The sequence below is a fragment of the Pseudoalteromonas sp. SG43-5 genome (genome assembly GCF_014164345.1).
In the GTDB taxonomy this organism is placed as follows: Bacteria; Pseudomonadota; Gammaproteobacteria; order Enterobacterales; family Alteromonadaceae; genus Pseudoalteromonas; species Pseudoalteromonas distincta.
Genome location: NZ_JACJFA010000001.1, coordinates 161,385 through 174,580 on the forward strand (window position 1 = coordinate 161,385; position 13,196 = coordinate 174,580).

Annotated in this window: 13 protein-coding genes; 4 read left to right on the plus strand and 9 right to left on the minus strand. The window is 39.8% G+C overall.

All coding sequences use genetic code 11. The annotated features are described in order from the left end of the window. Positions 1 to 62: 62 nt before the first annotated feature. Positions 63 to 1,262 (minus strand): tyrosine--tRNA ligase, encoded by a 1,200-nt coding sequence (gene tyrS / locus H5161_RS00705; protein ID WP_007585427.1) that lies wholly within the window; start codon positions 1,260 to 1,262, stop codon positions 63 to 65. Positions 1,263 to 1,585: 323 nt separating this feature from the next. Between tyrS and H5161_RS00710 the strand changes: the two genes are divergently transcribed. After that, on the plus strand, positions 1,586 to 2,899 hold the full coding sequence (locus H5161_RS00710; protein WP_024597684.1) for a peptidoglycan DD-metalloendopeptidase family protein: 1,314 nt from the start codon (positions 1,586 to 1,588) through the stop codon (positions 2,897 to 2,899). Positions 2,900 to 2,989: 90 nt separating this feature from the next. Here the strand turns inward: H5161_RS00710 and H5161_RS00715 are convergent, their stop codons facing one another. From H5161_RS00715 to H5161_RS00735, 5 genes are all read right to left on the minus strand, one after another. Beyond that, complete coding sequence (locus tag H5161_RS00715) at positions 2,990 to 3,166, minus strand: hypothetical protein (RefSeq protein WP_007583822.1); 177 nt, start codon at positions 3,164 to 3,166, stop codon at positions 2,990 to 2,992. Positions 3,167 to 3,179: 13 nt separating this feature from the next. Next, on the minus strand, positions 3,180 to 4,151 hold the full coding sequence (locus H5161_RS00720; protein ID WP_182768509.1) for an aldo/keto reductase family oxidoreductase: 972 nt from the start codon (positions 4,149 to 4,151) through the stop codon (positions 3,180 to 3,182). A gap of 142 nt (positions 4,152 to 4,293) precedes the next feature. Then, entirely contained in the window at positions 4,294 to 5,424 is a 1,131-nt protein-coding gene (locus H5161_RS00725; RefSeq protein WP_002961942.1) for a sodium ion-translocating decarboxylase subunit beta, read from the minus strand. Positions 5,425 to 5,437: 13 nt separating this feature from the next. After that, positions 5,438 to 7,219: a sodium-extruding oxaloacetate decarboxylase subunit alpha gene (gene oadA, locus H5161_RS00730; protein WP_149603191.1), complete on the minus strand. Its 1,782-nt coding sequence runs from the start codon at positions 7,217 to 7,219 to the stop codon at positions 5,438 to 5,440. A gap of 11 nt (positions 7,220 to 7,230) precedes the next feature. After that, positions 7,231 to 7,476 (minus strand): OadG family protein, encoded by a 246-nt coding sequence (locus H5161_RS00735; protein ID WP_002961940.1) that lies wholly within the window; start codon positions 7,474 to 7,476, stop codon positions 7,231 to 7,233. A gap of 519 nt (positions 7,477 to 7,995) precedes the next feature. Here H5161_RS00735 and H5161_RS00740 point away from each other — a divergent pair. From H5161_RS00740 to H5161_RS00750, 3 genes are all read left to right on the plus strand, one after another. Further along, complete coding sequence (locus tag H5161_RS00740; RefSeq protein ID WP_002961939.1) at positions 7,996 to 8,169, plus strand: DUF1328 domain-containing protein; 174 nt, start codon at positions 7,996 to 7,998, stop codon at positions 8,167 to 8,169. Between the two features lie 58 nt (positions 8,170 to 8,227). Next, positions 8,228 to 8,419 (plus strand): hypothetical protein, encoded by a 192-nt coding sequence (locus H5161_RS00745; RefSeq protein ID WP_002961938.1) that lies wholly within the window; start codon positions 8,228 to 8,230, stop codon positions 8,417 to 8,419. Between the two features lie 133 nt (positions 8,420 to 8,552). Then, a complete protein-coding gene (locus H5161_RS00750; protein WP_165744115.1) occupies positions 8,553 to 9,020 on the plus strand; it encodes a YcxB family protein in 468 nt (155 codons plus the stop codon). Positions 9,021 to 9,070: 50 nt separating this feature from the next. Here H5161_RS00750 and csrA read toward each other — a convergent pair whose 3' ends face one another. The 3 genes from csrA to alaS form a co-directional block, all read right to left on the minus strand. Next, positions 9,071 to 9,262 carry a carbon storage regulator CsrA gene (gene csrA, locus H5161_RS00755; protein ID WP_004587515.1) on the minus strand — a complete coding sequence of 64 codons (192 nt, stop codon included), beginning with the start codon at positions 9,260 to 9,262 and terminating at the stop codon, positions 9,071 to 9,073. A 91-nt stretch (positions 9,263 to 9,353) separates the two neighbouring features. Further along, on the minus strand, positions 9,354 to 10,571 hold the full coding sequence (locus H5161_RS00760) for an aspartate kinase (RefSeq protein WP_024597680.1): 1,218 nt from the start codon (positions 10,569 to 10,571) through the stop codon (positions 9,354 to 9,356). Positions 10,572 to 10,577: 6 nt separating this feature from the next. Next, positions 10,578 to 13,178 carry an alanine--tRNA ligase gene (gene alaS / locus H5161_RS00765; protein ID WP_182768510.1) on the minus strand — a complete coding sequence of 867 codons (2,601 nt, stop codon included), beginning with the start codon at positions 13,176 to 13,178 and terminating at the stop codon, positions 10,578 to 10,580. Positions 13,179 to 13,196 lie beyond the last annotated feature (18 nt).

Sequence of the window (13,196 nt, forward strand, 5' to 3'; positions counted from 1 at the left end):
GGCTCAAAATACGAGCACAAAAAAAACCAGCCGAGGCTGGTTTTTTAGTTTTTAAACTGTGCTTAAGCTACAGTGATGTTTGCAAACTTACGTTTACCTACTTGGTAAATAGCCGTTGTGCCTTTTGCTATCTCAAGTTTGGTATCAGTGATTTTATCTTCACCGTTAAGTTTAACTGCACCTTGCTTAATCATACGCATTGCTTCTGATGTACTTACTACTAAATTTGCTTCTTTAAGCAAGTTAGCAATTAAAATAGTATCTTCTGCAATAGTGATTGTTAGCTCTGGGATTTCATCTGGTAACGCTTTTTTCTGAAAACGCTGAATAAAATCATCATGTGCACCTTGTGCATCAGCTTCACTATGAAAACGAGCAATTAGCTCTTTAGCTAGTTCAATTTTAATATCGCGCGGATTCGTACCTTGCTCAACACGTTCTTTTTGAGCTGCAATTTCTTCAATAGAAAGCGCACTTAATAAGTCGTAGTAACGCCACATTAGCACATCACTAATTGACATTATTTTACCAAACATATCGTTAGGTGCATCAGTAATACCAATGTAGTTACCAAGCGACTTAGACATTTTTTGAACGCCGTCAGTACCTTCAAGTAATGGCATCATTAATACTGTTTGCGGCTTTTGACCTTCTACTTTTTGTAGCTCACGGCCCATTAACAAGTTAAAGCGCTGATCAGTACCACCTAGTTCAACATCTGACTCTAGTGCAACCGAATCCCAACCTTGTACCAGTGGATATAAAAACTCATGAATTGCAATTGGTTGGCCGCTTCCATAACGCTTTTTAAAGTCATCACGTTCAAGCATACGTGCTACGGTTTGGTTTGCAGCAAGTTTAATCATGCCTGCAGCGCCTAACTTTTCCATCCAAGTAGAGTTAAATGCAACAGTGGTTTTAGCAGGATCTAGAATTTTGAATACTTGTTCTTTATATGTTTCAGCATTGGCTAGTACGTCTTCACGAGTAAGTGGTTTACGCGTTACGTTTTTCCCCGTTGGGTCACCAATCATGCCAGTAAAGTCACCAATTAAGAAAATAACCTCATGACCTAAATCCTGAAAGGTTTTCATTTTATTAATTAGTACAGTGTGTCCTAAGTGTAAATCAGGCGCTGTAGGATCAAAGCCTGCTTTTATTTTTAGCTTCTTGCCCGACTTTAGTTTTTCAACTAGTTCGTCTTCAATTAATATTTCTTCTGCACCGCGTTTTATCTCTGCTAGAGCGGTTTGTAAATCCACTGTGTATTACTCCAAAATTCTGCCGACGAAGGGGCGACTAGTTACTTGCGTAGTCACGGTTTAATAAAGGTTTAAACCGAATAAATAGATGTAGCTAACATAACAAATTTCTACCTAATTAAAACAACTTTTTAAGTGATTCATGCAACTAAACTAAATCAATTGAGTCTTAGCTAGGTAGAGCGTTAAAAAAGGCTTTCTAAGCCCGATTTTAGCGTAGTTTAAGGTCAGTTTAAATCTACAAAACACTAGTATTCGTACATTATTAAGTATATCCTGCAATATTATGTATTTATTATCTTGACAGCAGAAAAAGGCACGTTATGGTTCACGTGGTTCACACGCTCCCCAAAAAACACAAATTGCTTATTCTAGGTTTGGTTTCTGCTATTGTTGGCTTAGCCTTTCTTCCTTCTGAAAAAGCCACTGCATCCAAAGACAATAGTGCAAATGCACTAGAAATTGGTAAGCGCTATGAGTTACAAGTTAAAGTTGATAACAACGAAAAATTAACTGAGTTAAATTCAGAGCAAGCAGCAGAAAAGTTACCAGAATACGACTTTGTCGATCATAAAGTTAAAAATGGCGACAATTTAGCAATTATCTTTAAGCGTGCTGGTTTTTCGGCTCAAACGCTTCATAAACTAATTAACACTAATGCGGAGACTCGCAAACTGACTAAAATTCACCCAGGTGAAATACTTAGTTTTGCGACAGCTGAAGATGGCTCCTTAGCTCAACTGCGCTATGTGATTTCAAAAACAGATACTTTATTTGTTACCTTAAACGAAGAAGGTAACTACGATACAGCTATTGATAGCAAAGAAATTGAAACGCTAACCAAAACCGCTGGCGGCGAAATATCTAATAACTTTTGGACTTCAGCAATTGCAGCAGGTTTAAGCGAACGCCAAATAATGAACTTTGCTGACATATTTGGTTGGGATGTTGATTTTGCAAACGACATTCGTAAAGGCGATGTATTTGGCTTAATTTACGAGTCTCACTATGTTGATGGCGAGTTTATTGGTACCGGTAAGATTATTGCAGCTGAATTTGTAAACCAAGGTCAGCGCTTTGCAGCTATTCGCCATACCGACGGCAATTTTTATACGCCTGAAGGGCGTAGCATGAAAAAAGCATTTTTACGTGCGCCTGTAAGCTTTAAGTATATTAGTTCGAGCTTTAATCCTCGCCGCTTACACCCTGTTACTGGGCAAGTTAGAGCGCACCGTGGTATCGACTTTGCTGCACGCACTGGCACACCTGTTGTTGCATCTGGTAACGGTAAAGTAATTAAAGCCGGTTACAGCAAGTACAACGGTAACTACGTATTTATTAGCCATGGCACGCAATATGTAACTAAGTACTTACACCTAAATAAGAAGCTAGTTAAAACGGGCCAAAAAGTTAAACAGGGCCAACAAATTGGTACTGTAGGTTCTACAGGTCGTGTTACTGGTGCACATTTACACTATGAATTTTTAGTAAATGGCGTTCACCGTAATCCTAAAACTGTAAAACTCCCTAAGTCAGAGCCATTACCTCGCTCAGAACTTGCCAAGTTTAAACCTATTGCTGATAACTTTATTGCCCAGCTTGAGCGCAATCGCGAGCTACAGTTAGCACTTAAATAAAGTTTATCAATAAACATTAAAAAAGCCTTTGCAGGTTTAACCTGCAAAGGCTTTTTTGTATACGCTATAAACCATTAGTACATCAGTACATCAGTACATCAGTACATAAATGAGCTGAATAACTAAAGACACCATCACTAATGGCCAAATATATTTACTGTATTTGGTTGCGCCGTTGAGCCCTATTTTACTTTGATACTTTTCAAGCAAGGGTATAAGTATCGCCAGCGCAACAAACAAACCAATTAAAATAACGAATATGTTCATATTAACGCCCTACTTATGGTAATTCGTGGCCTTTAGCGCTTACATAAAGTGCATACCAATGCTCCCGAGTTAGCTCTACGTTTACAGCATCACAAGAGGCTTTAATCCGTTTAGCACTAGTTGTTCCAATAATTGGCTGAATAGATGCGGGATGGCGAAGCAACCATGCAAGTACAATTGCCTCAGCAGAGGTTTCATAAAGTGCAGCCAGCTTATTAACTAAAAGACTGGTGTTGATATCTGCCTGAGATGCGTTTGATAAATCACTACCGCTGTACAAGCCTTGGCATAAACTACCCCAGCTTTGAATTTGGATTTCAAAATGACGACAGTACTCAATACTACCTGGCGTAAAATTAAGATCTTTACCGTCACTGTTACCGGCATATACACCTTCATCAACAAACTGATGTTTTTGCAAACTAGCCTCAATTTGATTAGCAACAATTGGCATATCAAGTGCGTTTTGTAAAAAGTTCATTTGGTGCTGCTGCATATTAGACACTGCAAAATTGCGCACTTTACCGCTTTCTTTTAAGCAACTAAATATGCGAGCAATTTCGTTAACTTCCATGAGTGGATCAGGGCGATGCAGCATAAGTACGTCTAAATAATCTGTATTTAATCGTTTTAATGATGCTTCAACTGACTGCTCAATCCACTTTGGGGAAAAGTCATAACGCTTTGGCCCTAAGTCATCTTCAAATCGAATCCCACACTTAGATTGAATATACATGTGCTCTCTAAGCTCTGGCCGCTCACTTAATGCTTTACCAAAAACCTGCTCTGCTTTACCAAAAGTATAAATATCAGCATGGTCAAAAAAATTAATACCACCTTCAATGGCGTTATCTATACATTCATGAGCTTGCTTAACATGTGCATCAGTGATTGCGTCTTTATTCCAACCGCCTCCCAGACCCATACATCCAAATACAAGTTTACTAACGTGAGGCAAGTGCTTTGCTAAAGGCGTGTGAAGCATGATAACTATCCTTAAAATGTTGAAGAGCTGTTACTGTAAACAAAAAGTGCTGAACAAGAAACCATTTAGCGGTGAAGAAATTAAGAACAAAAAAAAGCGCAGTAAACTGCGCTTAATGGTTAATCTATTTTAAATTACATTTTTAGCCAACAAGTGCTAATAAAATACCCGCTGCAACTGCACTACCAAGTACACCCGCTACGTTGGGTCCCATTGCATGCATAAGTAAAAAGTTATGTGGGTTACTTTCAAGGCCAACTTTATTAACTACTCGTGCCGCCATTGGCACAGCCGATACACCTGCCGCCCCAATTAATGGATTTATAGGCGTTTTAGATATTCGGTTAAGTCCTTTTGCCATAAATACGCCAGATGCCGTACCAATTGCAAAAGCCAGTGCGCCAAGCACTAAAATACCAATCGTCTCAACAGTTAAAAACTTATCTGCAGCAAGCTTTGAACCTACAGCTAAGCCTAAAAATATAGTTGTAACATTAATGATTTCGTTTTGAGCACTGTTACTTAATCTATCAACAACACCCGACTCTCGCATTAAGTTACCTAAACAAAACATACCTACCAGCGGTATAGCAGCCGGTAAAAACATAGCCGTTAAACTAAGCACCATAAGTGGAAAAATAATCTTTTCCTTTTTAGATACTTTGCGAAGCTCTGGCATTTTTATTTTACGCTCTTCTGGGGTTGTTAGTGCACGCATAATTGGCGGCTGAATAATTGGCACAAGTGCCATATATGAATACGCAGCTACTGCTATTGCGCCTAGTAAATCAGGTGCCAGTTTTGATGCTAAAAATATTGCCGTTGGCCCATCGGCACCACCTATAATGGCTATAGCCGATGCGTCCTGTAGAGTAAATTCAAAACCTGGCACATAGTTAAGTAATATAGCGCCAAACAATGTAGCAAAAATACCAAACTGTGCAGCCGCGCCTAATAACAACATACGTGGGTTTGCAATAAGCGCGCTAAAGTCGGTCAGCGCCCCTACTCCCATAAATATCAACAGCGGAAAAATCCCCGTATCAATACCCACATAATAAACGTAGTACAAAAGCCCACCTGGGTCTGACAAACCTGCCACTGGTACATTTGTTAAAATTGCACCAAAACCAATAGGTAGTAATAATAGTGGTTCAAAGCCTTTAGCTATCGCTAAAAACAGTAATAAACACCCTACCGCAATCATTATTAACGATGGGATTGTAAAGTTAGCAATGCCTGTCGCATTCCAGAGGTTTAAAATACCTTCCATCCTCTATTTACTCCTAAGCTAATGCAATCATAGCGTCGCCGGTAGTTACAGCATCGCCTTCACTAACTAACACTTCAGCAATTGTTCCGGTATGCGTAGCGCGTATTTCAGTTTCCATTTTCATGGCTTCCATAATAATCACTACATCGCCTTCGTTAACAACTTGCCCAGCTTTTACTTTAATCTTAAAAATATTACCGGCTAGAGGCGCGTTAAGTGTTTCACCTGATGCAACCGAAGCAGATTGAGGAATGTGCTCAGAGTCTTTTAATGTTACTTCCTTAAGTTCACCACCTTGCGCTACGACTACGTCATAAACTTTACCATCTACTTTTACGCTGTATTGCTCAGCCTTCACTTTGTTATTGTTTGAAACTGATTTAGAAGGTGCTTTACTGCTTTTATCTTCAACAGAAGGTACTGGCTCAAATGCATCTGGGTTGTTGCGGTTTTTAATAAACTTCAAACCAACTTGTGGGAATAATGCATAAGTTAATACGTCATCAATTTGATCATCAGCAAGTGTTAAACCTTGCTCTTGTGCTTCTTTTAATAACTCAGCTTCAAGCGTTGCAAGCTCAGGTGCAATGTTATCAGCAGGGCGACAAGTAATAACTTCCGCTCCATCAAGCACGCGCTCTTGTAGCTCTTTATTCATTGGTGCTGGTGTTAAGCCATATTCACCTTTTAATACGCCAGCAGTTTCTTTAGTAATTGTTTTATAACGCTCACCCGTTAGCACATTAAGTACCGCTTGAGTGCCAACAATTTGCGACGTTGGTGTTACTAAAGGTAAAAAGCCAAGATCTTCACGTACACGTGGGATCTCAAGTAAAACCTCATTAAGCTTATCGGCTGCGCCTTGCTCTTTAAGTTGGTTTTCCATGTTTGTAAGCATGCCACCAGGTACTTGAGCTAATAAAATGCGCCCATCAACCCCTTTTAAGCTACCTTCAAATGCCGCATATTTTTTACGTACATCTCTAAAGTAAGCAGCAATTTCTTCTAGGTGGTTTAAATCAAGCTCAGTATCACGCTCAGTCCCTTCAACTATCGATACAATAGTTTCAGTTGCGGAATGTCCATAAGTCATACTCATTGATGAAATAGCGGTATCGAGCATATCAATACCAGCATCAATTGCTTTTTGGTAAGTAGCAGTACTTAAACCTGTTGTAGCGTGGCACTGCATAGCAATTGGAATAGATACAGTTTCTTTAAGTGCTTTAATTAGTTTTTCAGCATCGTACGGCTTTAATAAACCCGCCATATCTTTAATACAAATTGAGTGACAACCCATATCTTCAAGCTGCTTTGCAAGAGTTAACCACATATCAAGTGTATGAACTGGGCTAACTGTGTACGAAATAGTACCTTGAGCGTGAGCGCCTACTTTTACAGCCGCTTTAATAGCTGTTTCTAGGTTACGTACATCGTTCATTGCATCAAATATACGAAATACATCAACGCCATTTTTATGTGCACGTTCTACAAACTTTTCAACTACGTCATCAGCGTAATGGCGGTAACCTAATAAGTTTTGTCCGCGTAATAGCATTTGCTGTTTAGTATTAGGCATCGCTTTTTTAAGTGCACGAATACGCTCCCAAGGATCTTCGCCTAGATAACGAATACACGAGTCAAATGTAGCACCGCCCCACGATTCAATAGACCAATAACCCGCATCGTCTAATTTGCTAGCAATCGGTAGCATATCGTCTAGGCGCATACGCGTTGCTAATAATGATTGGTGAGCATCGCGTAATACCAATTCTGTTAATTTTAATTTAGCCATGTGTTTGCCCCTTATTTATTATTTGATTTGTACTGAGCAATGGCAGCACTAATAGCAGCGATGTGCTCATTAGGCACACCTTGAGATTTAAAAGATGGTGATTTAACTGGTGTCGCCACGTCAGGTTCGCTAAAGCGCGTCACCAAATTAGACATAAGCGTTACTGCACCAATTAATATCGACAGAAATACAAACACCCCAACCATGCCAGTAAGCATTAAGTTACCAGCCGTTGTGAGTAGAGCACCTATATCCATTTTTCTCCCCTTGAAACCCATATCGAAAATAAAAAATCGATTTAATTAAATATTTATTCACTGGATAATAACAAAACTAATCGCTTTGTCTACATCTTGTAAATTGGTAAAACCAATTAAACAATAAATAACATAACACTCAATTAATTTACATGCCATAACTCAGCAATCACGCGCTCTACAATACATACAAGAAATAACGACTATAGCTAATAGTTATATGGAAGTTGTTAATTAACTATCAAGCTAAGTAAAAATAAACACTAATTCTTAATATAAAATGCAAAGCCACACACCAATTGTTAATTGGTCTTACCAAAATAAGTTTATTTAGTGAACATTTAGCAGTTATTTGCAACAGTGTGAATAACTTACATAACAAAGCGTAAAAGTTACTAACCAACTAATAGCTAGAATAACAGCAAAAACCAATAACTAATTGATATTTATGCCAAATAAATTTTGGCATATAACTGGCATTAGTTATTATGAGCAAATTTGATAACCAAGGAGAAAACAATGTTACGCTGGACAATTACATTTTTAGTTATTGCTTTAATCGCTGCAGTGTTAGGTTTTGGTGGCATCGCAGGTGCCGCAGCTGGTATAGCAAAAATTATATTTTTTATCTTTTTAGTACTTTTAGTGATTTCATTAGTTTCAGGTGCACTACGTGGTAAATCACCCAGGTAGATAAAGCATTCATCTAACAAACACTAAAATTTAATTAATACTTACAAGGAATTACACTATGAACTCTACAACTTTAAAAGCAGCACTAATCGCAGTATTTGCAGGTTTTTTCATGATGGGTTGTGAAGACAACCATGCAGAAGATGCTGGCGAACGTATCGACGAAGCAGTAACTGATGTGCAAAACTCTGTTGAAGATGCATGTGAAAATGTTAAAGAAGGCGTGAACGCTGAAGAAACTAACTGTTAATTCTTCTTGTACCGCTAAAAAAACGGCTTTCGAGCCGTTTTTTTGTGCCAGTAATAAAATCACTGACTATAAAGCTGCTCATTTAGCAGTTAGCTTGTTAAAATAAAAAAAACGATATTTAAAGCAAGGCAAAATGGCATTCACAACCACCTACACATTAGATAAACCCTACTTTTACGAGTGTTTTGATGAGTCACTCCCTTATAGTAAGCGTGCAAAACCTAAATACTTTTTACTTGTGTTGTTAGTTGCGCTTGGTCTATTTGGCATTTATGTTTTAGACGATCATTACTTAGGATCGTTTATGATCATGTTAGCGGTACTCGAGTGCGTCGCTTTTTACTATCGCAGACCATGGTGGGTAACCAGACAAATGCTCAGCAGAGCATCAGGCTCTGAGGTAACACTTACCTTTGATGAAGAAGGTATTAAATCTGCTAATCATTACAAAAGCTATCAATTAGAATGGCAAAATATAAGCGAAGTAATAGACACCCAACAAGGTATTATTATTAAAAACAAAAGCGGCATGCAGTACATATCAAAACAAATACTTAGTCCTGAAACACTCGCTTTTATAAACAAAAAAGCCACTCAGTGAGTGGCTTTTAGTCTAGTTGAGTTAATTACTCAACTACGTATACGTGTTGATTAAGCATTGCCCGGATTAGGGTTCGACTTTTCAGCTTGTATGCGCATGTAAATCTCTTCACGATGCACTGATACGTCTTTTGGTGCATTAACACCGATTCGAACTTGATTTCCTTTAACACCTAGAACAGTAACTGTTACTTCGTCACCAATCATTAGGGTTTCACCTACTCTACGAGTTAGTATTAGCATTCTCTTGCTCCCATGTTCCAATAAAAATTATAAGATTCCGCTTAAACATACTAATGAAAATTAGACTGAAAAGTAAGTAAAAACTCGCAATCTATCCATTTTCTGTTAAAAATGCCTTGTGTAATGCACGAACAGCCAACTCTAAGTACTTTTCATCTATTAAAACTGAAATTTTAATCTCTGAAGTCGAGACTAAAACCACATTAATATTTTCCTGTGCTAATGCATCAAAAAATAAACTAGCGACACCAGAATGTGATTTCATACCCATGCCAACAGCAGAAACTTTAGCTACTGCTTGCAACCCGCTTATATTTTGAGCACTGAGCTGAGCTTGATCTTCACTCAATAATTCAAGTGCTTGCAGATAATCATTCGAGTGCACAGTAAAAGCATAGTCTATTTTTTCAAAGTTATGATTAACTTGATTAATCATATCTATTTCGATGCCATTTTCGGCAAAAAGTTTCAATATTTTTGAAAGATATTGCGTGCCCGTTGGCACACCTTGTACCTTAATTAAACATTCGTCACGATTAAACGCAATCCCCGATACAACCTTGCTTGGCATATCGTTCTCCTCAAAACTTATTAATGTACCTTCATCGGGATTAAAGCTCGAAAGCACCCTAAGTGGCACATTATGTTTTCCTGCGGCTTCTACTGAGCGAATATGCAAAACTTTCGCCCCTAAACTTGCCAGTTCTAGCATTTCGGCAAAGGTAACTTGGCTCATTCTGCGCGCGTTAGGTTCAACACGAGGATCTGTAGTATATACGCCGTCAACGTCTGTATAGATCTGGCATTCGTCAGCTTTTATAGCCGCAGCTATTTCTACAGCCGATGTATCAGTGCCGCCGCGCCCAAGCGTTGTAATATTGCCCTCAACATCACGCCCCTGAAACCCAGCAATAATAGCAATACGATTATGCTCAAGCTCATGCTTTAAACGCGTAGCAGCAACCTCTGCAATACGAGCTTTACCAAACATGTTATCGGTTAAAATATTGACTTGATCGGCTAATAAGCTCACAGCAGAGTGGCCACGTTTTATAATAGCCATAGCAAGTAGTGATACAGAAACCTGCTCTCCGGTACTAATAAGTACATCTAGTTCACGGCTACTCGGGCGAGTATCAATTTGTTTGGCGAGATTAATTAAGCGGTTGGTTTCTCCCGACATAGCCGAGAGCACCACAACCACTTGATGTCCTTGTTGTCTGGTTTTTACAACAAGGTCGGCGACCGCTTCAATTCGCTCTATTGAGCCGACCGAAGTGCCACCGAATTTTTGAACAATAAGCGCCACTTAGGCTTAAGTACGCTCAGTTAACCAAGCTGTAACGCTATCTAGTGCAGCAGCAAGGTTTTGTGGCTCACTACCACCAGCTTGTGCCATATCTGGACGGCCGCCACCTTTACCACCTACTTGGCCTGCCATGTGGTTAACTAACTCACCGGCTTTTACTTTGCCTGTTAAGTCTTTAGTTACACCAGCAATTAGGCTTACTTTGTCGCCACTGGCAACACCAAGAGCAATAACACCTGAGCCAATCTTGTTTTTAAGGTCGTCAACCATACCGCGAAGCGCTTTAGATTCAGTACCTTCAACATTTGCTACAAGTAGCTTAACGCCGTTAATTTCAACAATCGAATCAAGTAAAGATGCACCCGCTGCACTTGCTAACTTATCGTTAAGTTGCGCAATTTGCTTTTCAAGACCTTTAGACTTTTCAAGCAACGCAGTTACTTTTTCAAGTACCGATGCGCTATCGCCTTTAACTAAAGCAGCTACATCATGTAATTGTTGCTCTTGCTCGCTAACATAAGCAACTGCATCAGCACCGGTTACCGCTTCAATTCGGCGAACACCTGCGGCAATACCACTTTCAGATACAATTTTGAATAAACCAATATCGCCTGCGCGCTCAACGTGAGTACCACCACAAAGCTCAATAGAGTAGTCGCCAATAGTAACTACACGTACTTCGTCATCATACTTTTCGCCAAACAACGCCATAGCACCTTTCGCTTTAGCATCATCAATAGCCATAAGCTCAGTATTAAGTGCGAAGTTACGACGAATTTCGTCATTAACTACACGCTCAATTTCACGTAGCTCATCTTTAGTAACCGCTTCAAAGTGCGAAAAGTCAAAACGTAAACGATCAGGCTGAACAAGTGAGCCTTTTTGGCCTACATGGTCGCCTAATAATTGGCGTAGTGCTTCGTGTAAAATATGTGTAGCTGTGTGGTTTTTCTTAATGCTATCGCGGCGTGCATCATCAATAGTCGCATCCACTTTATCGTTAACACCAATGCGACCTTGCACAGTACCGTGGTGAGCAAAAGCACTACCAAGTTTAGTGGTATTAGTAACATTAAATTCGCCACCAGCAACTGTAATAGTACCCGTGTCGCCCGTTTGGCCGCCTGATTCAGCGTAAAACGGTGTGCGGTCTAATACTACAATACCTTGTTGACCATCTTCTAATAACTGAACAGCTTCGCCACCGGCAAAAATTTCTACCACTGTCGCGCTATGGTGCGTGCTGTCGTAGCCTTTAAACTCAGTAAGCTTTTCTGATTTTAATTGCTCATTGTAATCAGCACCAAACTTACCCGCTTGTTGCGCTGTTTTACGTTGTACAGCCATGCACTCTTCAAAACCTTGATGATCAATCGTCATCTGGCGCTCACGCGCAACATCGGCCGTTAAATCAGCTGGAAAGCCATACGTATCGTAAAGTTTAAATACTAAGTCGCCCGGTATAATATCGCCTTTAAGGTCACTTAAGCTTTCTTCTAAAATAGCTAAGCCACGCTCAAGTGTTTTACCAAACTGTTCTTCTTCAATGCGTAATACTTTTTCGATAATTTCTTGTTGCTTAGCAAGCTCTGGGTACGCTTGACCCATTTGCTCAATTAGCGCAGCAACTAACTTATAGAAAAACGAACCTTGCGCACCTAACTTATTACCGTGGCGCACAGCACGACGAATAATACGACGTAGTACATAACCACGACCTTCGTTAGATGGCATAACACCGTCAGAGATTAAAAACGCACACGAACGAATATGATCCGCCACTACGCGTAGTGACTTATCGTCCATATCTTGCGCGTTAGTTACACTTGCAGCTGCTGCAATTAAGCCTTGGAATAAATCGATTTCGTAGTTTGAATGCACACCCTGCAAAATTGCAGAAATACGCTCAAGGCCCATTCCCGTATCAACAGACTGCTTAGGTAGAGGCAACATTGTACCGTCGCTTTGACGGTTGTATTGCATAAATACAAGGTTCCAAATTTCGATGAAACGGTCGCCGTCTTCCTCTGGAGTGCCCGGAGGTCCGCCCCAAATATGCTCACCATGGTCATAAAATATTTCAGAACACGGACCACATGGACCAGTATCGCCCATAGACCAAAAGTTGTCAGAGGTCGCAATACGAATAATACGATCTTCACTTAAGCCAATATCTTTTGACCAGTACTCAAACGCTTCTTCATCATCGTGATAAATAGTAACAAGCAGTTTTTCTTGAGGTAATTTAACAACCTCAGTTAAAAACTCCCACGCAAACTTAATCGCGTCTTGCTTAAAGTAATCGCCAAAGCTGAAGTTACCTAACATTTCAAAAAATGTATGGTGGCGAGCAGTGTAGCCTACGTTTTCTAAATCGTTATGCTTACCGCCAGCACGTACACAGCGCTGCGAGCTTGTCGCACGTGTATAAGGGCGGCTTTCTGCGCCTAAAAATACATCTTTAAATTGCACCATGCCGGCATTGTTAAATAACAACGTGGCATCGTTACCCGGTATAAGCGAGCTAGAAGGTACTATTTGATGTTGCTTGCTGGCAAAAAAGTCTAAAAACTGTTGCCTAATTTGTGCGGTAGTCATGTGCTGCATTTGAAAGTCTCACCTGTA